26 protein-coding genes, 1 tRNA gene, 1 pseudogene and 1 riboswitch are annotated in these 25206 nt (G+C 70.9%); of the genes and pseudogenes, 13 read left to right on the top strand and 15 right to left on the bottom strand.

Features of this window, described 5'->3' with window-relative positions:
• Positions 1-77 precede the first annotated feature (77 nt).
• The gene (locus O7627_RS35765; protein ID WP_278097858.1) at positions 78-2237 is read left to right on the top strand and encodes a (Fe-S)-binding protein; all 2160 of its coding nucleotides are present in this window, start codon (positions 78-80) and stop codon (positions 2235-2237) included.
• A 4-nt stretch (positions 2238-2241) separates the two neighbouring features.
• On the opposite strand, the gene O7627_RS35760 is transcribed toward O7627_RS35765, so the two are convergent.
• Positions 2242-2916, bottom strand: a complete 675-nt coding sequence (locus O7627_RS35760; RefSeq protein ID WP_278097857.1) for a GPP34 family phosphoprotein — start codon at positions 2914-2916, stop codon at positions 2242-2244.
• Positions 2917-3120: 204 nt separating this feature from the next.
• Between O7627_RS35760 and O7627_RS35755 the strand changes: the two genes are divergently transcribed.
• Both O7627_RS35755 and O7627_RS35750 read left to right on the top strand, forming a co-directional pair.
• Positions 3121-4107 (top strand): NlpC/P60 family protein, encoded by a 987-nt coding sequence (locus O7627_RS35755; RefSeq protein ID WP_278097856.1) that lies wholly within the window; start codon positions 3121-3123, stop codon positions 4105-4107.
• A gap of 190 nt (positions 4108-4297) precedes the next feature.
• Positions 4298-4434: riboswitch (cyclic di-AMP (ydaO/yuaA leader) on the top strand.
• A gap of 12 nt (positions 4435-4446) precedes the next feature.
• A complete protein-coding gene (locus O7627_RS35750; protein WP_278097855.1) occupies positions 4447-5478 on the top strand; it encodes an NlpC/P60 family protein in 1032 nt (343 codons plus the stop codon).
• A 31-nt stretch (positions 5479-5509) separates the two neighbouring features.
• On the opposite strand, the gene dcd is transcribed toward O7627_RS35750, so the two are convergent.
• On the bottom strand, positions 5510-6091 hold the full coding sequence (gene dcd / locus O7627_RS35745) for a dCTP deaminase (RefSeq protein WP_278097854.1): 582 nt from the start codon (positions 6089-6091) through the stop codon (positions 5510-5512).
• Between the two features lie 83 nt (positions 6092-6174).
• On the opposite strand from dcd, the pseudogene O7627_RS35740 reads away from it, so the two are divergent.
• Positions 6175-6573 (top strand): annotated as a pseudogene (locus O7627_RS35740) (pyridoxamine 5'-phosphate oxidase family protein); the annotation flags it as partial.
• A gap of 297 nt (positions 6574-6870) precedes the next feature.
• On the opposite strand, the gene O7627_RS35735 reads toward O7627_RS35740, so the two are convergent.
• Positions 6871-7854 (bottom strand): zinc metalloprotease, encoded by a 984-nt coding sequence (locus O7627_RS35735; protein WP_278097853.1) that lies wholly within the window; start codon positions 7852-7854, stop codon positions 6871-6873.
• A gap of 201 nt (positions 7855-8055) precedes the next feature.
• Positions 8056-9045, bottom strand: coding sequence for a zinc metalloprotease (locus O7627_RS35730; protein WP_278097852.1), 990 nt, complete (start codon positions 9043-9045; stop codon positions 8056-8058).
• A gap of 219 nt (positions 9046-9264) precedes the next feature.
• Here O7627_RS35730 and O7627_RS35725 point away from each other — a divergent pair.
• Positions 9265-9338: transfer RNA gene (locus tag O7627_RS35725), tRNA-Gly, on the top strand.
• Here O7627_RS35725 and O7627_RS35720 read toward each other — a convergent pair.
• Positions 9327-10460, bottom strand: coding sequence for an XRE family transcriptional regulator (locus O7627_RS35720; RefSeq protein ID WP_278097851.1), 1134 nt, complete (start codon positions 10458-10460; stop codon positions 9327-9329). The genes O7627_RS35725 and O7627_RS35720 overlap by 12 nt on opposite strands.
• A gap of 445 nt (positions 10461-10905) precedes the next feature.
• On the bottom strand, positions 10906-11082 hold the full coding sequence (locus tag O7627_RS35715; RefSeq protein WP_278097850.1) for a hypothetical protein: 177 nt from the start codon (positions 11080-11082) through the stop codon (positions 10906-10908).
• Positions 11083-11138: 56 nt separating this feature from the next.
• Here O7627_RS35715 and O7627_RS35710 point away from each other — a divergent pair, with 56 nt between their 5' ends.
• Positions 11139-11459 (top strand): hypothetical protein, encoded by a 321-nt coding sequence (locus tag O7627_RS35710; RefSeq protein ID WP_278097849.1) that lies wholly within the window; start codon positions 11139-11141, stop codon positions 11457-11459.
• A gap of 6 nt (positions 11460-11465) precedes the next feature.
• Here O7627_RS35710 and O7627_RS35705 read toward each other — a convergent pair whose 3' ends face one another.
• From O7627_RS35705 to O7627_RS35690, 4 genes are read right to left on the bottom strand one after another with little or no spacing between them, the layout of a single operon-like run.
• A complete protein-coding gene (locus tag O7627_RS35705) occupies positions 11466-12086 on the bottom strand; it encodes a shikimate kinase (protein ID WP_278097848.1) in 621 nt (206 codons plus the stop codon).
• Positions 12083-12571, bottom strand: coding sequence for a GNAT family N-acetyltransferase (locus O7627_RS35700; protein ID WP_278097847.1), 489 nt, complete (start codon positions 12569-12571; stop codon positions 12083-12085). The genes O7627_RS35705 and O7627_RS35700 overlap by 4 nt, the downstream gene beginning before the upstream one ends.
• A 6-nt stretch (positions 12572-12577) precedes the next feature.
• A complete protein-coding gene (gene trxA, locus O7627_RS35695; protein WP_278097846.1) occupies positions 12578-12934 on the bottom strand; it encodes a thioredoxin in 357 nt (118 codons plus the stop codon).
• Complete coding sequence (locus O7627_RS35690; RefSeq protein WP_278097845.1) at positions 12913-13296, bottom strand: MerR family transcriptional regulator; 384 nt, start codon at positions 13294-13296, stop codon at positions 12913-12915. The genes trxA and O7627_RS35690 overlap by 22 nt, the downstream gene beginning before the upstream one ends.
• Before the next feature lie 122 nt (positions 13297-13418).
• Between O7627_RS35690 and O7627_RS35685 the strand changes: the two genes are divergently transcribed.
• Positions 13419-13856, top strand: coding sequence for a hypothetical protein (locus tag O7627_RS35685; RefSeq protein ID WP_278097844.1), 438 nt, complete (start codon positions 13419-13421; stop codon positions 13854-13856).
• Here O7627_RS35685 and O7627_RS35680 read toward each other — a convergent pair.
• From O7627_RS35680 to O7627_RS35660, 5 genes are all read right to left on the bottom strand, one after another.
• Positions 13853-14242, bottom strand: coding sequence for a DUF1992 domain-containing protein (locus tag O7627_RS35680; RefSeq protein WP_278097843.1), 390 nt, complete (start codon positions 14240-14242; stop codon positions 13853-13855). The two genes, O7627_RS35685 and O7627_RS35680, sit on opposite strands and share 4 nt — an antisense overlap.
• Before the next feature lie 47 nt (positions 14243-14289).
• Positions 14290-15018: a class I SAM-dependent methyltransferase gene (locus tag O7627_RS35675; protein ID WP_278097842.1), complete on the bottom strand. Its 729-nt coding sequence runs from the start codon at positions 15016-15018 to the stop codon at positions 14290-14292.
• Positions 15019-15116: 98 nt separating this feature from the next.
• Positions 15117-16643: a M28 family metallopeptidase gene (locus O7627_RS35670; protein WP_278097841.1), complete on the bottom strand. Its 1527-nt coding sequence runs from the start codon at positions 16641-16643 to the stop codon at positions 15117-15119.
• 100 nt (positions 16644-16743) lie between these two features.
• Positions 16744-17697, bottom strand: coding sequence for a hypothetical protein (locus tag O7627_RS35665; RefSeq protein ID WP_278097840.1), 954 nt, complete (start codon positions 17695-17697; stop codon positions 16744-16746).
• A complete protein-coding gene (locus O7627_RS35660) occupies positions 17694-18755 on the bottom strand; it encodes an SPFH domain-containing protein (protein ID WP_278097839.1) in 1062 nt (353 codons plus the stop codon). The genes O7627_RS35665 and O7627_RS35660 overlap by 4 nt, the downstream gene beginning before the upstream one ends.
• A gap of 79 nt (positions 18756-18834) precedes the next feature.
• Here O7627_RS35660 and O7627_RS35655 point away from each other — a divergent pair, with 79 nt between their 5' ends.
• The 6 genes from O7627_RS35655 (at position 18835) to O7627_RS35630 (ending at position 25121) form a co-directional block, all read left to right on the top strand.
• Complete coding sequence (locus tag O7627_RS35655; RefSeq protein WP_278097838.1) at positions 18835-19527, top strand: NUDIX domain-containing protein; 693 nt, start codon at positions 18835-18837, stop codon at positions 19525-19527.
• A 572-nt stretch (positions 19528-20099) separates the two neighbouring features.
• A complete protein-coding gene (locus O7627_RS35650) occupies positions 20100-20381 on the top strand; it encodes a hypothetical protein (protein WP_278097837.1) in 282 nt (93 codons plus the stop codon).
• Between the two features lie 657 nt (positions 20382-21038).
• Positions 21039-22223 (top strand): pyruvate dehydrogenase (acetyl-transferring) E1 component subunit alpha, encoded by a 1185-nt coding sequence (gene pdhA / locus O7627_RS35645; protein ID WP_278097836.1) that lies wholly within the window; start codon positions 21039-21041, stop codon positions 22221-22223.
• Positions 22223-23248, top strand: coding sequence for an alpha-ketoacid dehydrogenase subunit beta (locus tag O7627_RS35640; RefSeq protein ID WP_278097835.1), 1026 nt, complete (start codon positions 22223-22225; stop codon positions 23246-23248). Before pdhA ends, O7627_RS35640 begins: the two co-directional genes overlap by 1 nt.
• A 5-nt stretch (positions 23249-23253) precedes the next feature.
• Positions 23254-24753, top strand: coding sequence for a dihydrolipoamide acetyltransferase family protein (locus tag O7627_RS35635; RefSeq protein ID WP_278097834.1), 1500 nt, complete (start codon positions 23254-23256; stop codon positions 24751-24753).
• 230 nt (positions 24754-24983) lie between these two features.
• Entirely contained in the window at positions 24984-25121 is a 138-nt protein-coding gene (locus O7627_RS35630) for a hypothetical protein (protein WP_278097833.1), read from the top strand.
• The last annotated feature ends 85 nt before the right edge of the window (positions 25122-25206 follow it).

The following is a 25206-nucleotide window of genomic DNA, read 5'->3' as shown; positions in this document are numbered from 1 at the left end:
TCACGTTACCGGTGGGTAGCTAGCGCGTAGGCTGTACCGATCAGCCGAACGTCCGCGGCAGACCGGGAGGCCATGGCATGGGCAGCGTCCAGATCGTCACCACCGTCCTCGCCGCCGCCGTCACCGCGGTGGCGGTCTGGCTGGCGACCCGGGCGGTGTTGCGGATGGTGGCCGTGATCCGGCTCGGCCAGCCCGACCCGACGCGCTTCACCGACCGGGGCAACCGGCTGCGCACCATGCTCACCGAGACACTCGGCCACACCCGGATGCTGCGGTGGAGCGTGGTGGGCGCCGCGCACTGGTTCGTGATGGTGGCGTTCGTCGTGCTGTCGCTGCTGGTGCTGGAGGCGTACTTCGAGGTCGTCAGCCCGACCGGCGGGCTGCCGATTATCGGCGGCTGGGCGGTCTACGGCATCGCCACCGAGCTGATCGGCGTACTCGGTCTGGTGGGGATTCTGGTCCTGATCGGGATCCGGTTGCGCAACCGGCCCGCGGACGCCGGGCGGAAGTCCCGGTTCACCGGCTCGACGATGTGGCAGGGCTACTTCGTCGAGGCGGTGATCGTCGCGGTGCTGATCTGCGGCTTCCTGATCCGGGGCTTCAAGGTCGCCACCGACCACTTCGAGTACCCGGCCTGGGGCACCCCGGTCAGCCACGCGGTCGGCGCGCTGCTGCCGGACTGGGAGGCCGGCGTCAGCATCACCGCCCTCGTCAAGATCGCCATCTCGATGACCTGGCTGATCGTCATCGCCCTGAACGTCACGATGGGGGTGGCCTGGCACCGGTTCGCGGCGTTCTTCAACATCTTCTTCAAGCGCGACCCCGGCCGGCCGGAGTCCGGGCTCGGCGCGCTGCGGCCGATGACGATCGGCGGCAAGCCGCTCGACTTCGAGGAAGCCGACCCGGAGAAAGACCAGTTCGGGGTCGCCCAGGTGGAGCAGTTCACCTGGAAGGGCCTGCTCGACTTCACCACCTGCACCGAGTGCGGCCGCTGCCAGTCGCAGTGCCCGGCCTGGAACACCGGCAAGCCGCTGTCGCCGAAGCTGCTGGTGCTGTCGCTGCGGGACCACGCGTACGCGAAGGCGCCCTACCTGCTGGCCGGCGGCGGCAAGGACCTCACCGGCGAGGAGAAGGGCACCGCGGAGCAGTTGGCAGGCGTCGACGCGCTGGCGTTGGCCGAGGCCGACCGGCCGCTGATCGGCGGCGCCGAGGAGCTCGGCATCATCGACCCGGACGTGCTCTGGTCCTGCACCACCTGCGGGGCCTGCGTGGAGCAGTGCCCGGTCGACATCGAGCACGTCGACCACATCGTCGACATGCGGCGGTACCAGGTCCTGATCGAGTCGAGCTTCCCGTCCGAGGCCGGCGTGATGCTGCGCAACCTGGAGAACAAGGGCAACCCATGGGGCGCCCCGCCGAACACCCGCGAGGACTGGACCAAAGGGCTGGACTTCGAGGTGCCGCGGGTCGGTGAGCGTGACGACTTCGAGTACCTGTTCTGGGTGGGCTGCGCGGGCGCCTTCGAGGACCGGGCGAAGAAGACCACCCGGGCGGTGGCCACCCTGCTGCACGAGGCGGGGGTCGACTTCGCCATCCTCGGTGAGGGCGAGACCTGCACCGGTGACCCGGCCCGTCGGATCGGCAACGAGTTCGTCTTCCAGATGCTCGCCCAGCAGAACGTCGAGACCCTCAACGAGGCGTTCGGCGACCGGGAACCGACCAAGCGCAAGATCGTCGCGACCTGCCCGCACTGCTTCAACACCCTGGGCAACGAGTACGGCGAGCTTGGCGGTCACTTCGAGGTGGTGCACCACACCCAGCTGCTGGCCCACCTGGTCGCCACCGGCAAGCTCACCCCGGTGCAGCCGGTGGACGGCGGCGTCACCTACCACGACCCGTGCTACCTGGGCCGGCACAACCGGGTCTTCACGCCGCCACGCGAGGTGCTCGGGGCCGCGGCGGCCGACGGCCTCACCGAGATGCCCCGCAACAGCGAGCGGTCGTTCTGCTGCGGCGCGGGCGGTGCCCGGATGTGGATGGAGGAGCGCATCGGCAAGCGGATCAACGTCGAACGGGTCGAGGAGGCCATCTCCACCGGCGCGAAGACGGTGGCCGTCGGCTGCCCGTTCTGCTACACGATGCTCGGCGACGGGGTGACCGGCAAGGGCGCCGACGGCGAGGTCGAGGTGGTCGACGTGGCGACGGTGCTGCTCCGGTCGGTCCAGCCGCAGGCGTAGCCGCTCAGCTGCTGCTGGTCGCGGCGACGGTGGTCGCGGTGCTGATCGCCACCATCATCGCGGCCTGCGCCTCCTCGATGGCGCGTTTGGTCGCGGCGCTGGCCCAGTCGCCCTCGGCGATCCGCGTCAGCCGCTCCTTGACCCGGTCCCGGGGCAGGTCCCTGAACACCTTCTTGTCCAGCCCGACCGCCCGGAGCAGCCCGCAGAGCGCGGCGAGTCGCGGCTCGACCGGTCCGTCGCCGGTCACGGCCGCGGCGAGCCGCTGCCGCAGGTCCGTCTCCACCGGCGGCTGCACCCCGTGCGGGGCCGGATAGCGGGTACGCGGAAAGACCCAGAGCACCTTGTCCCGCTCGCGGCGCAGGATGCCGGAATCAACCAACCGGTCCAGCACCCGTTCGTCCAGGCCGTTGCCCAGCCGGTTGACCCAGTGCTTCGGCGAGCGCGGCTTCTTCGCCTCGCCGATCCGGCGCAGCGCGTCGTCAAGCAGCGGCTCGCCGGTCGGGGCCGGGTCCGTCACGGTCACCTTCTTGTCGGCCACGTCGACCCGCCCGGCGAGCGTCAGGTCGAGCAGCACCGAGCCGCCGAGCCCGTGCGAGAGGGCCGGATTGCTCAGCTCGGCGGTTCCCTCGTCGTTGTAGACGAGCAGCAGCAGTTCCTCCGCGAGCGTCAGCGTCGACATGATCCGACCGTATCCGGGCCGCCACGAGACCGCATCAGGACCGGAATCCGATGTCTTGATTCGGCATCAAAGCTTCCCTATTGTGGGGCACCGACCGCTGTGGCACGTCGCCCTTCGTCCCCCTCCGAAAGGCGCCCGCGGTCGGTAACAGAGGAGTCGCTGCCAGTGGCACTTGTGCCCTTTCAACGTCGTACCCCTGATCCTGTGCCCGCCGGTCGCCCCCGCCGGTCCCGCGCCGTTTTCGGCGCGCTGGCACTCGCCGCGCTGGTCTGTGTCGGTCTGCTGCCCGCGACACCGGCCACGGCCGCACCTTCGATCGAGGAGATCGAGGCGCAGCTCGACAAGCAGTGGGAGCAGCTCGAACCGACCATCGAGCAGTTCAACAAGGTACGCAGTCAGTTGCGCTCGAACCAGAAGAAGTCCGCCGACCTGGCGGAGAAGATCGAGCCGCTGGCGCTGCAGGCTGAGCTGTCGATGAACAAGATGAGCCGGCTCGCGTCCCGCTACTACAAGACCGGCCCCGGTTCCGACCTGAACGCGTTGCTGGTCACCGGCTCGGCCAGCACCCTGACCGACCAGCTCGCGCTGCTGGACCGGCTGGCTCGCGACGAGCAGGAGCAGATCGCCGCGGTGGTCGCGGCCCGCGACAAGTACGACGCGGAGAAGCGCAAGCTGGACGACCTGATCGAGCAGCAGCGCAAGCAGGACGCCGAGCTGGCCGCGAAGAAGAAGCAGATCGACGCGGAGATGAAGCGGCTGGAGCAGTTGCGGCTCACCGCGGCCGGCTACACCGGCTCCGGCGCGGCACAGCGGATCGGGCCCTGCCCCGCCACGTACATCGGCGGACCGGCCGGTGTCGCGGTGCGGACCGCGTGCGCCCAGATCGGCAAGCCGTACGTGTGGGGTGCCACCGGTCCAAGTTCGTTCGACTGTTCCGGCCTGACCCAGTACGCGTGGGGCAAGGCCGGCGTATCGCTGACACATTTCACCGGTGCGCAGTGGAATCAGGGCAGTACGGTGAGTCGCGCGAATGCTCGACCGGGAGATCTGGTCTTCTTCTACAGTGACCTGCACCACGTCGGGCTGTATGTCGGAAACGGCATCATGGTGCACGCGCCGCGCTCCGGGACACCGGTGCAGATGCAGCAGATCGACGCAATGCCGATCGCGGGCTTCAAACGCGTCGGCTGAAAGTTCCATAGCCGAAAAGCCCGCCCGACCGTGGCGGGCTTTTCGGACTTTCCGGCCGGATAATGCAACTGTCCGCAGTCGACCATCTACGCAACGAATCGATTGACATCAAGGGTTGCGCTGCGATAACGGCTTTCCCTACTCTGGGGTGCCGTCGAGTCGGCAGCAGGTCGCCCAGCCGGGCGGCATCGGCTCGACACCGCCGAATCGTCGCCAGGCGAACCGGGGACCCACGAAGTCCGGGGTGAATCCGCGAACCTGCGGTAGGGCGCTTTCCTTCCCGCCCGAACCCGTCAGCTAACCCGGTAGGCGGTCACGGAAGAAGGAGTACCGACTCCGGTGGCAACCCCTGCCCCGCGGTCGCGACCCGCTCCGGTGGCCCAGGCCGCCGCCCGGTCCCGCCCGCGCCGCTGGTCCCTGATCACACCCGTGCTCGCCACGGTCGCCGGCCTCACCGTCGCCCTCTTCGGCGCCGCCCCGGCCGCCGCCCAGCCATCGGTTCCCGAGATCGAGAAGCAGATCGACGAGGCGTGGAACTCGCTTGAGCCGATCATCGAACGGCACAACGCCACCCGCCAGGACCTGGCCGTCAAGAAGAAGCAGGTCGCCGCGCTCAACAAGAAGATCGAGCCGCTGCAGTTGCAGATCGACCTGGCGATGAACCGGGTCGGCGACTTCGCCGTCGAGGCGTACAAGGACAACCGGGCGTCGGCGTTGAACGCGGTGCTGGCCACCGGCTCGCCAAGCAACCTGATGGACCAGCTCACGGTGCTGGACCAGTTCGCCCGGCGGCAGCAGCAGGACGTGCAGACCGTCGTCGAGCTCAAGAACAAGTACGCCGCCGAGAAGGCCCCGCTGGACGCGCTCGTCGCGGAGCTGACCAAGACCGAGGCGGAACTGGCCAAGAAGAAGAAGCAGATCGACGCCGAGGTGGACAAGTTGCAGGAGATGCGGCTGACCGCGTACGGCAACGGGTCGGCCGGTCCGTTGCGGCCGGCGCCCTGCCCGGCCACCTACCCGGGCGGGAAGGCCGGCGTCGCCGTCAAGTTCGCCTGTGCCCAGATCGGCAAGCCCTACTACTGGGGTTCGTCCGGGCCGAACTCGTACGACTGCTCCGGTCTGATGCTGGCCGCCTGGGCGGAGGCCGGCGTGGGTCTGCCGCACAACGCCGCGAAGCAGCGCCAGGCCGTGCCGAGTGTCAGCCGGGCCAACCTGCGCCCCGGTGACCTGGTCTTCTACTACGCCGACCTGCATCACGTCGGGATGTATGTCGGCAACGGCTGGGTGGTGCACGCCCCTCAGGCGGGCGAACCGGTGAAGATGAAGAAGGTCGACACCTCCCCGATCCACAGCTACGGCCGACCGGGCTGACGTCTCGCGGATGCTGGCCGGCCACCACGCGTCAGCGGGTGGTCGGCCAGACCCGCCAGTTGCGCCAGGCGCGGCTCGGCGTCGGCCCCCGCTGGCCCTGGTAGCGCGACCCGTAGATGGCCGAGCCGTACGGGTGCTCGGCCGGTGAGGCGAGCCGGAAGATGCAGAGCTGGCCGATCTTCATGCCCGGCCAGAGCGTGATCGGCAGATTCGCCACGTTTGACAGCTCCAGCGTGACGTGGCCGGAGAAGCCCGGGTCGATGAAGCCGGCGGTCGAGTGGGTGAGCAGGCCGAGCCGGCCGAGGCTCGACTTCCCCTCCAGCCGGCCGGCGAGCTGATCGCCCAGCGAGATCACTTCAAGCGTGGAGGCGAGCACGAACTCGCCCGGGTGCAGCACGAAGGGTTCGCCGTCGGGTACCTCGACCACCGAGGTCAGGTCGTCCTGCTGCACGGCCGGGTCGATGTGCGTGTAGAGGTGGTTGTTGAAGACCCGGAACAGCCGGTCCAGCCGGACGTCGATGCTCGACGGCTGCACCAGTTCGGGTTCGAACGGGTCGAGTGCCAGCGTGCCGGCCTTGATCTCGTCTGCGAGGTCGCGGTCGGAGAGCAGCATCGTGCCACCATACCGAGCGGTCACGGTCCGGCCTGGTCAGGGCCGGGGTCGCGAATCGAACGTATGTTCGATAGAATCACCGCATGGCATCCTGGTCCGAATTCGCCTCCGACGAGCCGCGGCTCGCCGACTCGATCCGTCTCCTCATGCAGCAGTACGGCCCGGGTCTCGGCTACCTGGCGACCGTCCGCGCCGACGGCGGTCCCCGGGTGCACCCGGTTTCCCCGGTCATCACCGACGAGGGGCTGTTCTGCTTCGTGGTGGACTCGCCGAAGCGCCGCGACCTCGAACGCGACGGCCGGTACGCGCTGCACTCGTTCCCACCGGAGGAGAGCGACGACGAGGCGTACGTGGCGGGCCGGGCCCGGCCGGTCACCGACCCGGCCCGGGTGGACCGGCTCGCCGGCGACCTGCGCGCCGCACCCGAGGTTGACTGGCGCCTGTTCGAGTTCACGGTCGACGTGGCGATGGTGGCCCGGCACGGCCGCACCGGAGCGACACCGTTTGCCGACGCGCGGGGCGACCGTCCCGCCGTCCAGGTCTGGCTGGACCCGGCCGCCGGAGCCACCCCTGCGGCCGGGTCCAGCCCCGCCCAGTCCGGCCCCACCCGCACCCAGGCGGCGGTGCTGACCGAACAGGTCGTGGCCGGCTCGGCCGCGGCCCGGCGCAGTCGCCGTTCGCGGGGGCGGCATGCGGCGCCGCCGGAGTCGCCGGTGCCGGCCCCATGAATCGGGACCGGGCCGGCACCGGCGACACGGCGGCGGGCCTACCGGGGATCGTTACGGCGCCCGGTAGGCGTTCCAGGCGTTGATCATGCGGGTCGCCTGTCCGGCCGTGAACTGGTACATGCAGGAGTCGTACGTGTAGTCCATGAAGTTGCGGATCGGGTCGACCCCCGCCGAGCTGCAGGTGTTCCGCCCGACCGGGCACTGGTACGCCGGCGACGCCTCGGCCGGGGTGTCCGAGACCTGGTCACCCGAGCCGGAGCAGCCACCCTGGAAGGTGTGGTAGAGGTTCAGCCAGTGCCCCACCTCGTGGGTGCCGGTGTCGCCCTGGTTGTAGTTGGTGGCGGTGCCGCCGGGCAGCGACTCGCTCAAGACCACCACGCCGTCGTAGCTGCTCAGCGTGCTCTGCGGGAAGGTCGCCCAGCCGAGCAGCCCGCCGCTGAGCTGTCCGAGGTAGATGTTCAGGGTGTTCTTGCCGCCGACCCGCAGCGAGCTCTTCATGGACCGCTCGGCGGCCGACCCGCTCACGATCGGGTACCACGACGTGTTGGTGACCCGGTTGATGCTCTGCAGCTGGAAGGCGAACGCTGTGACCGCCCCGCCGGTCGAGCCGGCGAACGACTGGTTCAGCACGTTGATCTGCGACTGGATCATCGAGTCGGGGATGTTCCCGCCGGCCCGGGTGGTGTCCCGCCGGATCACGTGCACGACGGTCGGGATGGTGACCGTGGCCAGCACGCTGGGGCCGGCGGCGGCCCCCGCGTTCCGCTGCGCCCGGCGCGCCAACGCGGCGGTGAGGTCGGCCTCGCGGGCGGCGATCTGGGCGGCGGTCAGCTCGTTCGGGTCGTGCCCGGCGGCGGCGCCGGGGCGGGCCTTGGCGTGGGCGTGCGCCTCGGCCGGCTCGGCGCACTCCTGCGCCAGGTCGTGTTCATGGGCGTGCGCCGACGCGGGCGCGGCGCCGGTGCTGAGCAAGAGGACGAGAGTTGTGGACGTGACACCGGCGATCCGCCAGGCCAGCGTGGTGCGACGCAGCCCCATGGGTACCTCTTCCCTCCAGCGGCACGACCGGGGTGTGTCGCACCGCGTCCATTGACGTGGAGGGAACGTTACATCTGATCGATACATTTGAGAATGGACATGTGTTACACCCCGGTAAACCTGGATGACGTCGCGTGACATGCGTCGGGGCCGCCCGCAACCTGTGGAAAGGTCACGACCGGCCCCGGCGCCGCTGGTCGGTCAGGGTGCCCGGAATGCTTGCCAGGCCTTGACCATCCGGCTCATCTGGCCGGGGGTGAAGTGGTCCATGCAGGCGTCCTCGGTGTAGTCCATGAAGTTGTGAATCGGGTCCACCCCGGCCGAGGCGCAGGTGTCCCGGCCGGTCGGGCAGCCGAACGCCGGCTCCCGCTCCGCCGGGGTGTCCGCCACCAGGTCGCCCTGGCCGGAGCAGCCACCCTCGAACGTGTGGTAGAGGCTCAGCCAGTGGCCCACCTCATGGGTGCCGGTGTCGCCCAGGTTGTACGGCGCCGCCGTGCCGCCGGGCAGCGACTCACTGAGCACCACCACCCCGTCGTACGAGGTGAGCGTGGTCTGCGGGAAGGTCGCCCAGCCGAGCAGGTCGTCGGTCAGGTCACCCAGGTAGATGTTGAGGGTCTCCTTGCCGCCGACCCGCAACTGCGCCTTCATCTGCGCCTCGACGGTGCTCTCCGCCACGATCGGGTACCAGGACGGGTTGACCACCCGGTTGATCTGCTTGAGCACGAACTTGAACGCGGCCGGCCCGCGACTTCCGGCGAACGCCTCGTTGAGCACGGTGATCTGCGACTGGATCATCGAATCGGGGATGTTCCCCCCGGCCCGGGTGGTGTTCGCCTGGATCACGTGGACCACGACCGGGATGGTGACCCGCGGCTTGCGGGGCACCTCGTACGGCGCCACTCCGACCCGGGCCGCGTACGCCCGGTCAAGCTCGCGGGTGCGGGCGGCGGCCTCGGCCTCGGTCACGTCGTTCGGGTCGTGCTCGTGCTCGTGCTCCGCGTCGGGCGACGACGGCCGGATCTTCGCGTTCGCGTGCGTGTCCGCCGGCTCGGCGCAGACGTCTGCGGACGCGCCGGCGCCGCTGGCAGCCGCCGGCACCGTCGCCACGGCGGTCGACCCGAGCAGGAGTACGAGAGAAGTGGACGCCACGCCGGCAGCGCGCAGCATCCATCGAGTGCGGTGCAACCCCATGCCTCACCTCTTGGCCCCGATGGAGGGCGGCGCAGTCGGGGGTGACCGCGCCGCGTTACAGGTGTGGCGCACGCTACCGTTCGGGACGGCCCTTGCCATAGTGGCCCCTGGGGCAGTATTTGGTCGATGTGCTGACAGTGGCCCTGAACTGGGCCGACCTGGGCGGGGTGGGTACCTTGGTGCGCGCGGCGGGCCGACCAGGTACAGTGGGGTCCGCTCGCGGGTGTAGTTCAATGGCAGAACATCAGCTTCCCAAGCTGACAGTGCGGGTTCGATTCCCGTCACCCGCTCCAACCCGAACTCGCCTTGGTCTGGTGACGACGCAGGCTCTGGACTTCCGTGCAGTACGCGTCGACGGCGGGCTCGTCAGGGAACCGGTCCTGAAGGACGTCTACGAGCTCCCTGGTGTGCAGCAGCAGTGACGGGATCGACCGTCGCGAGGACCCAAGTGCGCTCCTGCCTTCCGAAAGTGCCTGTTCAAGATCATTGAGTCGGGCAGCCACCACGCCCTTGGTGATGTGTGCTTCGGCGACGCGCATCGGTTTCATCACCGTTCCGTCCGGGGTGGTCGAGGAGCGGATGACTTCATCGGCGTACATGTCGGCGAGCCGGTCTTCGCCAACATGTCGGTAGCAATCCATGGTGTAGAAGTCCCACTTCGAGGGATCAATCACGAAATGGTTGTCGAGGCTGTCGGGATATGGGAGAGCTTCGAGCGTGGCTCGTCCCCGGTCCAGCATGACCTCGACCTGCCGCCGATCACCGATTCGGGCCCATGCTTTGGCCTGGTGGGCGGCGAGCTGGACGGCGACACTGTGGCTGGCTCCGACCGCCGCCAGGCCGGCGTCGGCGGCGCTGAGCGCCGCCCGGAACTGGCCCTGGGTCAGGGCGTACCAGGTTCGCATCTCGTGGGCCCAGCCGACTGTGTCGGAGTCACCGGACTCCTTCCCGAGCGACAGTGCGGCGAGACGGGTGGCCTCTGCCGCCCGGCGGTCCTCGATGTCGTACTCCACGCAACCCACGAGTAGGGCGACTCGGCCTGCCAACCGCAGGATCTCCCGATGCTGGGTCAGCGTTAGGCGACCATCGCGTAGGGCGCTGATGCGGCGCAGCCATTCGCGTCCCTCGGCCAGCAGCAGCTCAGGTGGCTCATGGGAGTACGCGCAGGCCAATCTGTCGGCGGTGATCTCCAGTGCCTCGATGGTGCCGGTTGACGCGTCGGATGCGCGGAGCCGAGCCAGGATCTCCAGGGTGTCCATTCCGACTCGGGAGATGAGTTCGGCGTCCTGTCCGGGTGTCGAGCGTCGGGGGAAGAGAGTGCCGGTGGCGATGCCGAAGACGGCTGCGATCAGCGGCTTGTAGAAGTCGTCCGGCTCGACCTCACCGGACTCCCAGCGCTTCCAGTTGCGCAGCACGCTCTCCGGTCCAGGCAGGCTTCGGTCCCTGGCCCGCGCTCGCAGGGCTGCCACCGCGTCCGCCTGGGACCAACCTCGACTCGCGCGCTCGGCGCGCATCCGCCGGGCCCAGGATGGTCGCTCATCGGCGAGCTGGCTCGATGGGATCATGGCCCCATTGTCCCGCTCCGATCACGACGGGGACAGACCCCGGTGACGCATGGTGTCCCTGTCGTGACACCTGTCCCGCCCAGCCCCAGCGGGGTTCGATGAACTCGTGACCGAGTGACCCGACACTGACCGGCCGGGATGCGGGGGCCTTACCAACCGCCCATCACACCCCGCATCCCGGCCCCGGTCGACCGCCTCGGAACGCAGACAGGATGAGGGGATCGTGTAGATGCCGGATGCCGAGCGTTGCGAACGGAATCCATACGTAGTCCACATCCCTATCAGAGCCACCACCCTAGGAGCCGCCTTCGAAATCGCGGCGAGGCTCGTCGATGTCCTCGCTTTCGTCCCCGACATCGATCAGGGCGAGACCACTGTCACGTGCGGAGGCGACCAGCAGGAACATCACCGAGTCCTCTGCAACAGGAAGATCGGGCGTCCCGACGTCCGGTGTCCCCTTGTCTACGGACATGCCGATCCGTGCGATCAGAGTCAGACTGGTTCTCCCGCTGGACCCGGCACAGAGCAATGACGATCGAACCTCGCCGCCCCAATCAGGCGCCGCAATCGGTCTACCGCCTTCTTCGATCCGGACCGGGATCGACCGGGCCGAAATCGGACCCAGCCGCCGAGCAGACGCCGCGCCCGCCTCTGGTCCGGATAACCGTCAACCTCACCGGCCCGGCCGATCGGGCGCTGGCAGCGCTCGCGAGCGGTCAAGGACTCAGCAAGACCGACAGCGTGAACCGCGCACTACAGGTCGCCGCCATCCTCCACGCCATCGCGCCTGACGGCCACCTGACCGTGGTCCTGCCCGACGGCACCAAACGCGAGATCCACATCGTCTGAGCCGGCTCAAAGGCCGAACGCCGTCGTCACGCGCTCGGCCACGTCGTTCTCGGTCATGGTGCCGTCGACCTCGATGACCGGTAGCCCGAGGCTTGCCGCCTCCAAGGCGAGGCGGTCGGTGAACATCCGGTCGCGGTCGAGCAGGTTGCGCAGGGCCCGCTCCGGGTCGCTGGTCCGCCCGGCGATCTGCCAGGTCGAACCCCGGCTCTCCAGCGCGAACCGCCGGAACTCGGGCGTCGGCAGCAGCCAGGCCGCTCGACGCCGCTCGACCAGCAGCGGCTCAACCAGGTGCGGCAACAGCCGGAAGCCCTCGACGACCACCCCCGGCCCAGGTGGCAGCCCGAGCAGGTCCTCCACGATCAGGTCGAAACCCTCACCCCGGTACCAGTGGAACGTCTCCAGCATCGTTTCCGGAGACCGGTTCAACCACCGCTCGTCCATGTCCATCGCGATGAACTCGGCCAGGTACGGGCAGGTCTCGGGCGTGCTCCGGCGGCCGTGGTCGGACATCACGCCGTCGGTGTCGTAGAGCCGCAGACCGTGCCGGGCCGCCAGCCGGCGGGCGATCGTCGACTTGCCGGCGCCGCTGCCGCCGCCGATCCAGTAGACGCTCCGCAGCTCCGTCACGTCAGCTCACGGACGTGGCGCATGCCGGGGTGCCCGGCCAACAGCACCTCGCCGACCGGCGTGAACCCGGTCCGCCGCAGCACCGCGAGGGAGCCGGCGTTGTCGAGCGTGGCCGACGCTTCCAGCCGGCGGAGCCCGTACCCATGCCGGGCCAGCTCGCAGACGCGGCGGACGCCGTCGGTCGCGACGCCGCGCCCGGCCACCCGCTCGGCCACCCGGAACCCCAACTCGGCACCACCGTCGGCGACGTCAATCAGGTTGAACCGGCCGAGCACCGCACCTTCGTCATCGACAAGCACATGAAAATGGTGCAGCCCGGCCTCCTGCTCCGCGAGCAGTTCCGCGTGCCGGGCGGCGAACCCGGCGGGGGTGAAGTAGTCGTCGCCCCGATCCGGCACCGACCGGGCGAAGTACGCCCGGTTCTCCAGCTCGAAGCGGAGCAGCGCCTCGGCGTGCCCGGACCCGAGCCGGTCAAGTTCGGCCATCGAGAGTCAGGCGTGGAAGTCGTCGGAGAGGCCGGCCTTCGCGGCCAGGGCCTGCCGCAGGTGGCTCTTCGGCCGGGCGCCGACGATCGAGCCGACCACCTCGCCGCCGCGGAACACCAGCAACGTCGGCAGGGACAACACCCCGTAGGTCCGGGTGGCGACCGGGTTCTGGTCGGTGTCGAGGGCGGCCACCGTCATCTGGTCGCCGAACTCCTCGGCCAGCTCGGCGACGCTCTTCGAGATCGCCTTGCAGGGCGGGCACCAGTCGGCCCAGAAATCGACCACCACCGGCCGGTCGCTGGCCAGCACCTGCTCGGCGAAGGTGTCATCGGTGACGGTGATCAGCGAGGTGGTTGCCGACATGTTTCCTCCCGTTGCGCGATCGCGTTTGCCAGTTGCCCGTGTAGCTGGTGCCGAACCGCCTGGAGCTGACCGATGCAGGCGTCAACCTCGGCGAGCTTGCGGCGCAGCACGGCCACCGAGTCCGGGCAGACGTCGCCGGACGTGTTGCCGGCCCGCAGGCAGGCCACGAACGGGCGGATGTCGTCCAGCGCGAACCCGACGGCGAGCAGCGCCCGGATCTCGCGTACCACCCGCAGCTCCGCCTCGTCGTAGACCCGGTAGCCGTTGGCGGACCGACCGGCCCGCAGCAGCCCGTTCGCCTCGTAGTAGCGCAGCGTCCGGCTACTCGTGCCGGCGCGCTCAGCCAGTTCGCCGATCAGCATCCGACCTCCCTCACCAGCCCGACACCTCAAACGCTAAAGCTTGTCGCCGGTGTCAAGGCAAGGTGTGCCCGCTCACCAATGGGCTGGATTCCGGGCCTGCCGTTGCGGGTATCCGGGACGGCATGGCGGAAGAGCAACGGCCGGTCGACGAGGCGCATTCACGGCCGGCGGGACTGGACGACACGACGGTCGAGGCGTTGGGCGAGTTGAGCAAGGCGCTGGAGACGATCCACCGGGTACGCGGCCACCTCTACTCGGCGCACCAGCTCGTCGGCGGTGCCGACCTGACCCTGGACCGGGTGGTGAAGCTGCTGCGCGAGGCCGGCCACGACGAGATCGCGGACCGGGTCGAGTACGACCTGCTCGGCCGCAACGTGCTGCCGGGCCGGTGGACGTTCCAGGTGGTCGAGGAGTTCGACGACGGCTACTACGCGACCTTCCAGGAGGTCGAGCGGGAAGCCCGGGAGCGGCTGGCCGGCGGCCGGCGGCACCTGCACGAGGCGGAGATGAAGCAGCGCCGCCGCACCCACGGCCGGCCGGGCCACGAGGCAACCCCTTAGCCGAGCCCGCGCCGCTCCCGCCAGGCCCGGACCGCGCGGTCCACGTCGACGGTGCCGAGCACCACCGGTGGGCCGTCCACCAGCCCTCGCCGAGCGCGCACGATCCGCTGGTTCAACTCGCCGACAAGGGTTCGCACAGACTGCTCCGACGGCATCTTGACCACCGTGGCCAGCAGATCGTCGATCTCCTTGCGCAACGCCAGCGTGGCCGGCAGCACGCCGGTGATGTTCTCCCGGCGGACCAGGTCCTTGAGCCACCAGTTCTCGTCGTACTGCTCGCCGCTGCCGCGCAGCGGCTTCCCCGCGCCGGGCAGGTTGTCGAAGTCGCCCCGCTCCTGCGCCTCGCGGATCTGCCGTTCGATCCGTGATTCGTACCAGTCGGTCATCGGCCGCACCACCCGAGAACGTGGGCGGTCGAGTCTACCCGCGCAGCTCAGCCCAGCAGCCGGCGCCGGACGGCGACCAGCGCCGGGAACCGGCGGGCGAGCCGGCCGCGCAGCCGCCGGGCCCGGATCCCCCAGGCCAGCACCCAGCGTCGCGGCGGCCGCGCCAGCAACCGAAAATCCGGAAAACCCACGTTGTACGGCTGCGCGCGCCAGTCGTCCCCGGCCGGCTCGTCGGCGAGCTTCTGGTACGCGACGGCGCGGTCGTCGGCGACCGCGATCCGCCGCCACCGCGGGGAGCGGTGCAGGTGCCGGTGCACCACGGCGACCGCCGGGATCGGGGCGTCGTCCAGGACCAGCACCCCGCCGACCCGCAGCATCATCGACAGGTACGCGTAGTCGACCGCCGGCCCGGGGAACGAGTGCTTCCCGTCGATGAAGGCGATGTCGACCCGGTTGCCCGCGGCCCAGAGCCGGGGTAGCGCCTGCTCCGACGGTTCGGCGAGCAGGGTGACCCGGTCGGTGGCGACGTCGCGGGCGGCGCAGTAGGACCGGATCCGGTCGTGTTCGTCGGCGCTCGGGCTGATCGCGGTGTGCTCGGCGCCGGCCGCCGCGAAGGTGACGGTGGACGAGCCGGCCCCGGTTTCGATGGTGGCCATGCCCGGTCGCACCAGCGACGCGAGCAGGCCGAGTGTGGCGGGCAGGGCGGACCAGGCCCGCTCCCCACCGGAGTGGAAAGCGGGCTGGTCCGCGACGACCCGGGAAACGATAGTAGTCATCTCGTTGCGGAGAGTACGGGAAGGGTGGTCGGTCGGCTAGCTCCCGGCCGGGTGACACGGATGCCGCCGTACTGCTGTCGTCGTACCCGGAAGGGGTTTCAGATTTCGACCTCGTGGTCGTGCAGGCCGCCGCCCTCGCCGGCCGGCGCGGTGGTGCCGCCGGTCGGGCCGGCCGGCGGGGTGCTGAGGCTGCGGGTGTCCCAGGCGTACGTGATGATCGCGTGCGCGATGGCGTCGGACATCTCGCCGACCGCCTTCTTGCTCACGTTGTCGATGGTGTCGCACGCCTGGTGGTAGCAGGGGTCGTAGGAGACGCCGGCGGTGCCGCCGTAGACCGCCGCCTGCTCGGGCGTCTTGATCCCCTCGGCGCCGGTGAAGAGGCCGCCGGCCGGGATGTCGACGCCGGGCGCGATGAACGGGCCGTAGTCGCTGCGCCCGGAGAACGGCGTCTCCGCCGAGTCGAGCCGTTGCGAGGCGAAGTAGTCGTGGAAGAGCTTCTCGATGGCGCCCGATCCGGGCGGGCCGGCGGCCGAGCCGGTGCCGGGCGGGAAGGCGGAGTTGTCGCCGTCGTAGACGAACCGGACGTAGTTCGGCGAGCCGACCATGTCGAAGTTCAGGTAGAGCGCGATCCGGTCCCGCTCGGCCTGCGGCAGGTCGGCGATGTAGCGGGTCGAGCCGACCAGGTTCGCCTCCTCGGCCCCCCAGAGCGCGAACCGGACCTTGTTGCGGGTCGGGAACCAGCGCATCTTGTCGGCGATCTCCAGGATGGCGGCGCTGCCGGTGCCGTTGTCGTTGATCCCCGGACCCTCGGCGACCGAGTCGAGGTGCGCGCCGGCCATCACGACGTTGTCCGGGTCGCCCCATCGGGACTCGGCGAAGAGGTTCTCGGTCCGCGCCTGGCCCCGGTAGGTGTCGGTGTGCAGCCGGAGCGTCAGACCGTCGTCGACCTGGGCGGCGAGTTCCTGGCCGAGGGCCTGGGTGATGCCCACCACCCCGAAGTCGAGGGTGTAGTCGTTGCCGAGCGTGCCGGCGAGATCCCCGGTGGTGTTGTTGTAGACGACCGCGGCGGCGGCGCCGGCCGCGGCCGCGTTACGGCCCTTCTGGCCGAACGGGCAGGCACCCCGGCTGATCAGCACGATCGTGCCGACGTTGGCCGGCCCGAAGTCGCCGGCCGCGCAGCCCTGCGGGTCGCCGGTGGGCAGCGTCACCGGCGCGGTGGCGTCCACGCTGCCGGAGTAGCTCATGATCCGGTGCGGGAGCGGGCCGGCCGGCGCCGGGGCGGTGCGCTCAAGTTCGGACGGTGAGTTGATCAGGAAGGTCTGGAAGTCGAACGCCTGCCGGCTGGTCCGGTAGCCGGCCCGCCGGAACACCCGCTCGGCGTAGTCGACCGACGCGTCGTAGCCGGGGCTGCCGGAGGCGCGGCTGCCGCCGTGCCGGTCGGCGATCCGCTGCAGCTCCTTGAGGTGCTTCATGACCCCGTTCGCGGTGACCAACTGGCGCAGCGCCCACGAGCTGATGCTGCCGGGGCTGGCCTGCGCCGCCGGTGGCGCGGCCACCACCGCGAGCGTGACGGCGATCGTGGCCGCCAGTGTTCGGCGGCCCCAGGTACGTCTGGTCTGACCCACGCTGCCCTCCTGATCTTCCAGTCGCCGGGATTTCCGGACGCTATCGAAGGAGGTCAGCTTATCTATGTGTCAGTGGTCGGCCGGATCAGCCGGACGGCTGTCACGGCACCACCAGCCGGAGGCGGCGCGGCGCGACCCGGACGGTGACCCGCTGCCCCCAGCTCATCGCGAGCCGGTCGGTCTCCAGCCCGTCCGCGAACACCACCATCCCCGGCCCTTCCGCGACCACCTGCAGCGACTCGTCGGCACCGAGCCGGCCGGTGGTGAGCGCGACCCCGGTGACCGGCGACGGCCACGCCTCCCGGACGAACCAGCACAGCGCCGGCTCCTCGGGGGCGGGTGGCACCGGCGCGCCCGGTCGGTCCCGCGCGATCGACGCGCACCAGCCGGTCGCCCCCGTGCCGGTGCCGACCACCACCCCCGACGAGGAGTGCCGCTCCACCTTCGGCACCGGTCGCCGCCGCCGGTCGCTCCCGGCCGGCACGCCCGGTGGGGGCGTGGTCACCACCGACAGCAGGTAACGGGCCGACTGGTGGGACCGGTGCCCGACGAAGATTTCGTTCAGGCCGAGCAGCTCCTGGCCGTCGTCGAGTTCGGCGCGCACCATCGTGCGGTCCCGCACGGTGGCCCGGCCGGCGGCGACGGCCGGTAGCAGCCGGCCGGCCGCCGCCGGGGTGAACCGCACGAGTACGCCGGCGTTGCGGCCGGGCTCCGGGTCCACTCCGACCACCGGCTGCCCGTCGAGGTACTTCGCGACGTTGGCCACCAGCCCGTCCTGTCCGACCACCACCACGATGTCCTCCGGGCCGAACAGGAACCGGGGCAGGTCGTCCCGGTTCACCTGCCCGCGCCGCCAGTCGACCGGGACGGCGGCGCTGACCGTGGTCAGCGCCGCCGCAAGGCCGTCGTGCCGGTCGACGACCTCGTCTATGTTGCGGCCGCGTTGCCGCAGGTAGTGGGCGGCCGCGGCCCGAGTGCCGTGCCGGCCCAGCAGCTCGTCCAGCTCGCTGTGCCGGTTCACCACGACCACCCGTGGCGCGAGCCCGCCCGTCATCGCGCCGGACCCAGCCGCGCGATCAGATCGGTCACCACATCGGGCGTCACCGTGAGCTGCCCGATCTCCGGGAGATTGCCGGCCAGCTCCTTGGCCGCCAGGGCCGGGAGCACGCCGGGCGGCAGATCCCGGTACGCGGCCAGCTTCGCGGTCTCGGCCTCCGCCTCGGCCAGCCCCACCGCCCGTACGCCGTCGGCGCGGGCGGCGGTGACGGTCCGCTCCTCGTCGGCGCGGGCGGCGGCGAGCACCCGCAGTTTCTCGGCGGCCGCCGCCTGGGCGACCCGGTCCCGTTCGGCCTGGCCGCGCGCGTCGACCAGCTCGGCCTCGGCGGCGAGCTCGTTCTTGCGGCGCGCGTTGGTGCCGTGCTGCTCGACCAGCTGCTGCTCCCGACGGGCCAGCTCGATCTTGTTCTGCAGCTCGTTCTCGGCGATGCCGCGTTCCTGCTCGACGGCCTGGGCGCGGCGGGCGTAGGTGGCCCGGTCGGCCTCGACCTGGATGGCCTCCCGGGTCGGCGTCTGCAGGGCCCGCTCCAACTCCGGCTCGGGCCGGATGGCGACCACCCGGGAACTGACCACCGCCACCCCGACGTCGGTGAGCCGTGGCTCGTCGCGCAGCGCGGCGCTGACCGCCTCCCGGACCGGGGCGATCCCGGTGAGCGCCTCGGCCAGCGGGACCCGGGCCAGCAGGTCCAGCGCCGGTTGCTGGGCCAGCTCGGCGAGGAGGGTGGCGACCTGGTCCAGCGGACGGGCCCGGGCGGTGCCCTTGCGCGGGTCGACCGAGAAGTCGAGGCGGCTGGCGGCCAGCGCCGGGTCGGCGACCCGGTAGGTCACCGTCGCCTGCACGGTCACGTCGACGAAGTCGCTGGTCCGGGCGTGGAAGAGCAGGGGCAGCTCGCGGTCGTCGATCGGGACCTCGCTGATGACGGCGACCAGCGGCCGGTACCAGAAGGACTGCCCGACGCCCTCGGTGCGCACCTTTCCCTTCACCTGGTGGCGCACCCAGGTGGTGGGGGTGCCGCGCAGGTGGCGCAGAAAGAGCCTGCTGGTGACGTCGGCCATCGGGTCGTACCTCCATTTTCTCGTCTTGTTGACGATAACGTTCGTGGTAGGTTCTCGTCAAGGTGGTGAGAAAGCGAACATGGAAGAATATCCACCCTTCGCGGTCACTGTGGACCTGGTGGTCCTCACCGTCCGCGAGGAAGAACTCAAGATCCTGCTCGTCCGCCGGGGAGTGCCGCCGTACGAGGGGCGGTGGGCGTTGCCCGGCGGCTTCGTCCGGATCGACGAGGACCTGCCCGCCGCGGCGGCCCGGGAACTCGCCGAGGAGACCGGAATCCGTGAACCGGCGCCACATCTCGAACAGCTCGGCACCTACGGCGAACCACGGCGGGACCCGCGCCAGCGGGTGGTGACCGTCGCCTACCTGGCGCTGCTGCCGAACCTGTCCATCCCGGAAGCCGGCTCCGACGCCGCCGAGGCGCAGTGGCGGTCGGTGACCAGGGTCGCGGCCGACCGGCTCGCCTTCGACCACCACAAGATTGTGACCGACGGCGTGGACCGGGCCCGCTCCAAACTGGAGTACACCTCGCTGGCGACCGCGTTCTGCCCGCCGGAGTTCACCATCGCCCAGCTCCGCGAGGTGTACGAAATCGTCTGGGGTCGCGAGCTCGACGCCCGGAACTTCCACCGCAAGGTCACCGGAACCGTCGACTTCGTGGAGTGGACCGGACGGTCCACCGAGGGCGGGCCGGGCCGGCCGGCCCGCCTCTTCCGGGCCGGCGGAGCCGCCGTGCTGCATCCGCCGATGCTGCGCCAACGCGCGGACAACTGAGCGGCCCGGCCATCAACGACCGGGATCGCGGCATGCCAGCGTTGCGGGCGCGGATCTGACCGGCTCGGGAGGCCGCACCGCGTTTCGGTCAGCTGCTGCGTGCGAGCCTCGGGGTCGGCGCGGGGGTGGGGTGCGGCTCTGCCGGCGTGGTGGGCGCGGGCGGCGGTGCCGGATGTGTGGGCGGGGTGGGTGGCGTCGCGGGAGCGGTCGGTGTGGGCGCCGTCGGGGTGGGTGGTCCGGATGGTGCCGGCGGCTCGGACGGCGTGGGCATGTCAGATGGCGCCGGCGTCTCGGGTGGTGCGGGCGTCTCGGATGGTGCCGGCGGGCCTGAGGGGGTGGGAGACGGTGCCGGTGATCCGGGGGGCGTCGACGGGTCGGGAGGCGCGGGTGGATCGGAGGGCGCGGGGGGCGTGGGTTCGGTCGGTGTCGGCTCGGGGGACTGGGGTGGCGGCGGGGCGGAGGGGGTCGATGCGGGTGGCGCGGGAGTCGGGGCCGGGGCGGTGGGCAACGGCGGTGGCGCCGGGGGGACAGGTTCCGGGGCAGGTTCCGGCGCCGGTCGCGGGGGCCGCGGCGTGACCGGTGCCGCCGGGCCGATGCCCGAGCGGGTGCCGGCGGTCGGCGCCCCCACCTGCCACGTCGAGGTCATGCCGGGATCGCCCGGCCCGAACGGTCCGTCGGCCGGCATGGTCGGCGGCAGCGGTACGACCACGAACGGCCGGCTGGGCGGCGGAGCGACGAACGGGGTGGTGCCCGTCGGCGGCGTGAACCCGCTGACGGTGGCCGATCCGGCGCTGATCGCGGCCAGGATGGGCAGCGAGGAGGTCCCGGCCAGCAGCCCGACGATGAACAGGTAGCGCCGGGTCGGACCGGCCAGCCCTTCCGCGCGGTGCGCGCCGGTGAGCCGGCGCCGGCCGGTGCGGGGGCCGTCCGTCCGGTGGGCGGTCGGCGGCGTCGGACCAGGGTCTTGGCCGGGCACGGTCACCGGAGTGCTCCTCGTCGTCGAACCTGCTGGTCAACCACCGATCCGGCAACCCAGGCCGGGAGCCCGCCCGATCGTGCCGAATTCGGAGGGTGCCGAATCCGTGTCATACAGTGACTCAGCCGTCGGTGGATGGCCAGTCACCCGCCGCGTGTCCGGCCGCCAAGTTCTGGCCGCGCCCGCGATCGGATGGGCGAAACCCGGACAACAAGCGCGAATGTGTTGCAGCTCGATCATGATCATGGGGTCGAATTGTGGGCGCGCTCACCTGCTCTGCGAATATGGAGCGAGACGGCAACGCAGCCGTGTCCTCCGCGCACCCCTGCGGTAGGCGCGACTCCGGCGCCGGCAACCTCCCGGACCGGGTCCCGGCCGACACGTCTCGGTCAGGGCCGGGTTCACAGCCGCGCGGCAACCCCCACCAGGGCTAGGCGCGGCGGCCAGGAAACCGGCCCGGCGGCAGTCGGGCGGGTACGCGAGCTGCGTGGTCGGGATACCCCCGCCGCGACGCACGAACGACAGGGAGAGACGGATGGCGAAGGGTGACCGCGTGGCCACGGCCCGCGGCAGGCGGGCCACACCTCGGCCCGGGCGAGCCGGTGCGGGCGGTCCGGGCGACCCGGACCTCGTACAACTGCTCACCCCGGAAGGCGAGCGGATCGACCAGGTCACCGGCCCGGACGGCACGGAGTACCGGGTCGACTTCACCGACGAGGAGTACCGCGGCCTCTACCGGGACCTCGTCCTGGTGCGCAAGCTGGACGCCGAGGCCACCGCCCTGCAGCGGCAGGGCGAGCTGGGCATCTGGGCCAGCCTGCTCGGCCAGGAGGCCGCCCAGGTCGGCTCCGGCCGCGCGCTGCGACCGCAGGACATGGCGTTCCCGACCTACCGCGAACACGGCGTGCTCTACTGCCGGGGGATCGACCCGATCATGCCGTTCGGCCTGTTCCGCGGCGTCGACCAGGGCGGCTGGGACCCGAACGAGTTCAAGTTCAACCTCTACACCATCGTCATCGGAGCGCAGACCCTGCACGCCACCGGCTACGCCATGGGCATCAACATGGACGGCAAGACCGGCACCGACGACGGCGAGGCGGTGATCGCCTACTTCGGCGACGGGGCCACCTCCCAGGGGGACGTGAACGAGGCGTTCGTCTGGTCCGGCGTCTTCAACTCGCCGATCGTCTTCTTCTGCCAGAACAACCAGTGGGCCATCTCCGAGCCGCTGGAGCGGCAGACCCGCATCCCGATCTACCAGCGGGCCGCCGGCTTCGGCTTCCCCGGGGTCCGGGTCGACGGCAACGACGTGCTGGCCACCTACGCGGTGACCCGCGCCGCGCTGGACAACGCCCGGCACGGCCAGGGGCCGACCCTGATCGAGGCGTACACCTATCGGATGGGCGCCCACACCACCACCGACGACCCGACCCGCTACCGGATCGCCAGCGAGGTCGAGGCGTGGCGGGCCAAGGACCCCCTCGCCCGGGTCCGGGCCTTCCTGACCAAGCAGCAGATCGCCGACGAGGACTTCTTCGCCGAGATCGACGAGCAGGCCAAGCGGGAGTCGCTGGACCTGCGCGAGCGGGTGCTGGCGATGCCCGACCCACAGCCGGTCACCCTCTTCGACCACGTCTACCCGAACGGCTCACCGGATCTGGACGCCGAGCGCGAGCGGATGGCCCGGTACCTGGACTCGTTCGAGGGGAGTGCGCACTGATGGCCACCGAGAACTGGGCCGGCCGCGGCGCCCCCACCGAGCCGCAGACCATGACCCTGGGCAAGGCCCTCAACCTCGGGCTGCGCCGCGCGCTGGAAAACGACCCCAAGGTCGTCGTCATGGGCGAGGACGTCGGCAAGCTCGGCGGCGTCTTCCGGATCACCGACGGCCTGCAGAAGGACTTCGGCGAGAACCGGATCATCGACACCCCGCTGGCCGAGTCCGGCATCATCGGCACCGCCGTCGGCCTGGCAATCCGCGGCTACCGGCCGATCTGCGAGATCCAGTTCGACGGGTTCGTCTACCCGGCGTACGACCAGATCGTCTCCCAGGTCGCCAAGATGTACTACCGGTCGCGCGGCAAGCTGCGCATCCCGATGGTCATCCGGATTCCGTACGGCGGCGGCATCGGAGCGGTGGAACACCACTCCGAGTCGCCGGAGGCGTACTTCGCGCACACCGCCGGGTTGAAGGTGGTGAGCTGCGCCTCCCCGCAGGACGCGTACGCGATGATCCAGCAGGCGATCTCCTCCGACGACCCGATCGTCTTCCTGGAGCCGAAGCGCCGCTACTACGAGAAGGGGCCGGTGGCGGTCGACGCGCCGCTCGCCGAGGCGTACCCGTTGCACGCGGCCCGGGTCGTGCGGCCCGGCGCCGACGCGACCCTGCTGGCCTACGGCCCGATGGTGCGGACCGCGCTGGACGCGGCGACCGCCGCCGAGGAGGACGGCCGGGACCTTGAGGTGATCGACCTGCGCAGCCTCTCGCCGATGGACCTCGATCCCGTCTTCGAGTCGGTGCGCCGCACCGGCCGGTGCGTGGTGGTGCACGAGGCCCCGGGCAACGTGGGGCTCGGCGCGGAGATCGCGGCCCGGGTCACCGAGGAGTGCTTCTACTCCCTGGAGGCGCCGGTGCTGCGGGTGACCGGGTACGACACCCCGTACCCGGCCGCCCGGCTGGAGGAGGACTACCTGCCCAACCTGGACCGGGTGCTCGACGCCGTCGACCGCTCGTTCGGGTGGTGACCGGGATGACGCGGATCAAGGAATTCAACCTGCCCGACCTCGGTGAAGGGCTGACCGAGGGCGAGATCCTCGGCTGGCTGGTCTCGGTCGGCGACACGATCGAGCTGAACCAGCCGATCGTCGAGGTGGAGACGGCGAAGGCGGCGGTGGAGATCCCCGCCAAGTGGGGCGGCCGGGTACGGGAGATCTTCCACCCGGCCGGCAGCACCGTCGAGGTCGGTACGCCGATCATCGCCATCGACACCGATCCGGACGCCGGGGAGTTGCCGGGCGCCACCGCCCGGCCGGCCGGCGAACTACCGGAACCGTCGGCGGAGGCGCTGGCCGCCGTACCGCCGGCGCCGGCCGGCCCGGTCGAACCGGGACTGATCGGCGGTCCCGCCCCGGGCGGGCGGACCCCCGTCCTGGTCGGCTACGGCCCGCGCACCACGGCCGCGAAGCGGCGGCCGCGCAAGCCGACCTCGCCGGGTACCCCGCCGACCCAGCCCCGACCGGCCGCCGCCCCGGCCCAGCCGACCGGCAACCGGCCGCCGCCGCCCACCGCCGAGCCGGTGCTGCCGGCCGCGCAGCAGGTGGCGCCCGTCGCCGAGCCGGTGTCGACCGGGCAGCGCAACGGCGCCGTGCTGGCCAAGCCGCCGGTCCGCAAGCTCGCCCGGGATCTCGGGGTGGATCTGCGGACCCTCACCGGGAGCGGGCCGCTCGGCTCGATCACCCGGGACGACGTACACCAGGCCGTGGCAGCCACCGAAGCGGTGGCCGAGCCGGCGGGCCGGACGGCGACCACGACGGCGCCGTCGTTCGACGCCGACCGGGAGCGCCGGATCCCGATCAAGGGGGTACGCAAGCTCACCGCGGAGAACATGGTGGCCTCGGCGTTCACCGCGCCGCACGTCACCGAGTTCCTGACCGTGGACGTCACCCGGTCGATGAAGGCGCTGGACCGGCTGCGGTCGCGGCCGGACTGGCGCGAGGTCCGCTGCTCGCCGCTGCTGCTGGTGGCGAAGGCGGTGCTGCTCGCGGTCGGCCGGCACCCGCAGGTCAACTCGACCTGGGCCGGCGACGAGATCGTGGTGAAGGAGTACGTGAACCTCGGGATCGCCGCCGCCACCGAGCGGGGACTGATCGTGCCGAACATCAAGGACGCCGGCCGGCTGTCGCTGCGCGAGCTGGCCGACGCGATGACCGACCTGGTGAAGACCGCCAAGGCGGGCCGGACCGCTCCGGCGGACATGGCCGGCGGCACCTTCACGATCACGAACGTCGGCGTCTTCGGGGTGGACACCGGTACCCCGATCCTGCCGCCCGGGGAGTCGGCGATCCTGGCCTTCGGCGCCGTCCGGGAGATGCCGTGGGTACACAAGGGCAAGGTCCGGGTACGCCAGGTGACGACCCTGGCCCTGTCGTTCGACCACCGCATCATCGACGGCGAACTCGGGTCGAGGTTCCTCGCCGACGTCGGTTCGTTCCTCGCCGATCCCGAAGCGGCGCTGCTGGCCTGGACCTGACGGTCCGACAGGTCGTACCGGCAACGGCCGGTGTACCCCGGGTGATTCCGAGGTACACCGGCCGTTGCCATTGGGCCAACGATGCCTCACCAAACCCCCTTCCCGGTCGACGATTATTAGGTAGGTGTGGCAGCTCACCTAATAATCGTTGGCATCCCTGCTCGATCCGCGCTTCAATTGAGACATCCGAAGACGCGCCGAGAGACCGAAGAGCCAGAGGGGCGAAGGCCATGACCATGATCAACCGATTCCGCACCCGCCGGGACGCCGCCCGCCGGACCCGCGCCATCGAGCGCGCGCTGCGCTCCGCCAACTCGCCAGCGGTCCGGGACGAGATCCTCGCGGCCGCCCAGCGCTTCTACGGCTGACGAACGCCGCCGACAAGCACTCCAACCCTCCCCCAGATCGATGACCCGCCCGGGCCTCCCGGGCGGGTCATCGGCGTTTCTGACC

This window comes from Solwaraspora sp. WMMD1047, from assembly GCF_029626155.1.
Classification (GTDB): domain Bacteria; phylum Actinomycetota; class Actinomycetes; order Mycobacteriales; family Micromonosporaceae; genus WMMD1047.
This window is presented reverse-complemented; position numbering and strand designations above follow the sequence as displayed.

Excerpts from the sequence above, each read along its gene's own strand:
- O7627_RS35765 (WP_278097858.1), top strand. The coding sequence starts at position 78 with ATGGGCAGCGTCCAGATCGTCACCACCGTCCTCGCCGCCGCCGTCACC.
- O7627_RS35760 (WP_278097857.1), bottom strand. The coding sequence starts at position 2,916 with ATGTCGACGCTGACGCTCGCGGAGGAACTGCTGCTGCTCGTCTACAAC.
- dcd (WP_278097854.1), bottom strand. The coding sequence starts at position 6,091 with ATGCTGCTCTCCGACCGCGACCTCGCAGACGAGATCAAGGCCGGCACG.
- O7627_RS35735 (WP_278097853.1), bottom strand. The coding sequence starts at position 7,854 with ATGGGGCTGCGTCGCACCACGCTGGCCTGGCGGATCGCCGGTGTCACG.
- O7627_RS35730 (WP_278097852.1), bottom strand. The coding sequence starts at position 9,045 with ATGGGGTTGCACCGCACTCGATGGATGCTGCGCGCTGCCGGCGTGGCG.
- O7627_RS35715 (WP_278097850.1), bottom strand. The coding sequence starts at position 11,082 with ATGTCCGTAGACAAGGGGACACCGGACGTCGGGACGCCCGATCTTCCT.
- O7627_RS35710 (WP_278097849.1), top strand. The coding sequence starts at position 11,139 with ATGACGATCGAACCTCGCCGCCCCAATCAGGCGCCGCAATCGGTCTAC.
- O7627_RS35700 (WP_278097847.1), bottom strand. The coding sequence starts at position 12,571 with ATGGCCGAACTTGACCGGCTCGGGTCCGGGCACGCCGAGGCGCTGCTC.
- trxA (WP_278097846.1), bottom strand. The coding sequence starts at position 12,934 with ATGTCGGCAACCACCTCGCTGATCACCGTCACCGATGACACCTTCGCC.
- O7627_RS35690 (WP_278097845.1), bottom strand. The coding sequence starts at position 13,296 with ATGCTGATCGGCGAACTGGCTGAGCGCGCCGGCACGAGTAGCCGGACG.
- O7627_RS35685 (WP_278097844.1), top strand. The coding sequence starts at position 13,419 with ATGGCGGAAGAGCAACGGCCGGTCGACGAGGCGCATTCACGGCCGGCG.
- O7627_RS35680 (WP_278097843.1), bottom strand. The coding sequence starts at position 14,242 with ATGACCGACTGGTACGAATCACGGATCGAACGGCAGATCCGCGAGGCG.
- O7627_RS35675 (WP_278097842.1), bottom strand. The coding sequence starts at position 15,018 with ATGACTACTATCGTTTCCCGGGTCGTCGCGGACCAGCCCGCTTTCCAC.
- O7627_RS35665 (WP_278097840.1), bottom strand. The coding sequence starts at position 17,697 with ATGACGGGCGGGCTCGCGCCACGGGTGGTCGTGGTGAACCGGCACAGC.
- O7627_RS35660 (WP_278097839.1), bottom strand. The coding sequence starts at position 18,755 with ATGGCCGACGTCACCAGCAGGCTCTTTCTGCGCCACCTGCGCGGCACC.
- O7627_RS35655 (WP_278097838.1), top strand. The coding sequence starts at position 18,835 with ATGGAAGAATATCCACCCTTCGCGGTCACTGTGGACCTGGTGGTCCTC.
- pdhA (WP_278097836.1), top strand. The coding sequence starts at position 21,039 with ATGGCGAAGGGTGACCGCGTGGCCACGGCCCGCGGCAGGCGGGCCACA.
- O7627_RS35640 (WP_278097835.1), top strand. The coding sequence starts at position 22,223 with ATGGCCACCGAGAACTGGGCCGGCCGCGGCGCCCCCACCGAGCCGCAG.
- O7627_RS35635 (WP_278097834.1), top strand. The coding sequence starts at position 23,254 with ATGACGCGGATCAAGGAATTCAACCTGCCCGACCTCGGTGAAGGGCTG.
- O7627_RS35630 (WP_278097833.1), top strand. The coding sequence starts at position 24,984 with ATGACCATGATCAACCGATTCCGCACCCGCCGGGACGCCGCCCGCCGG.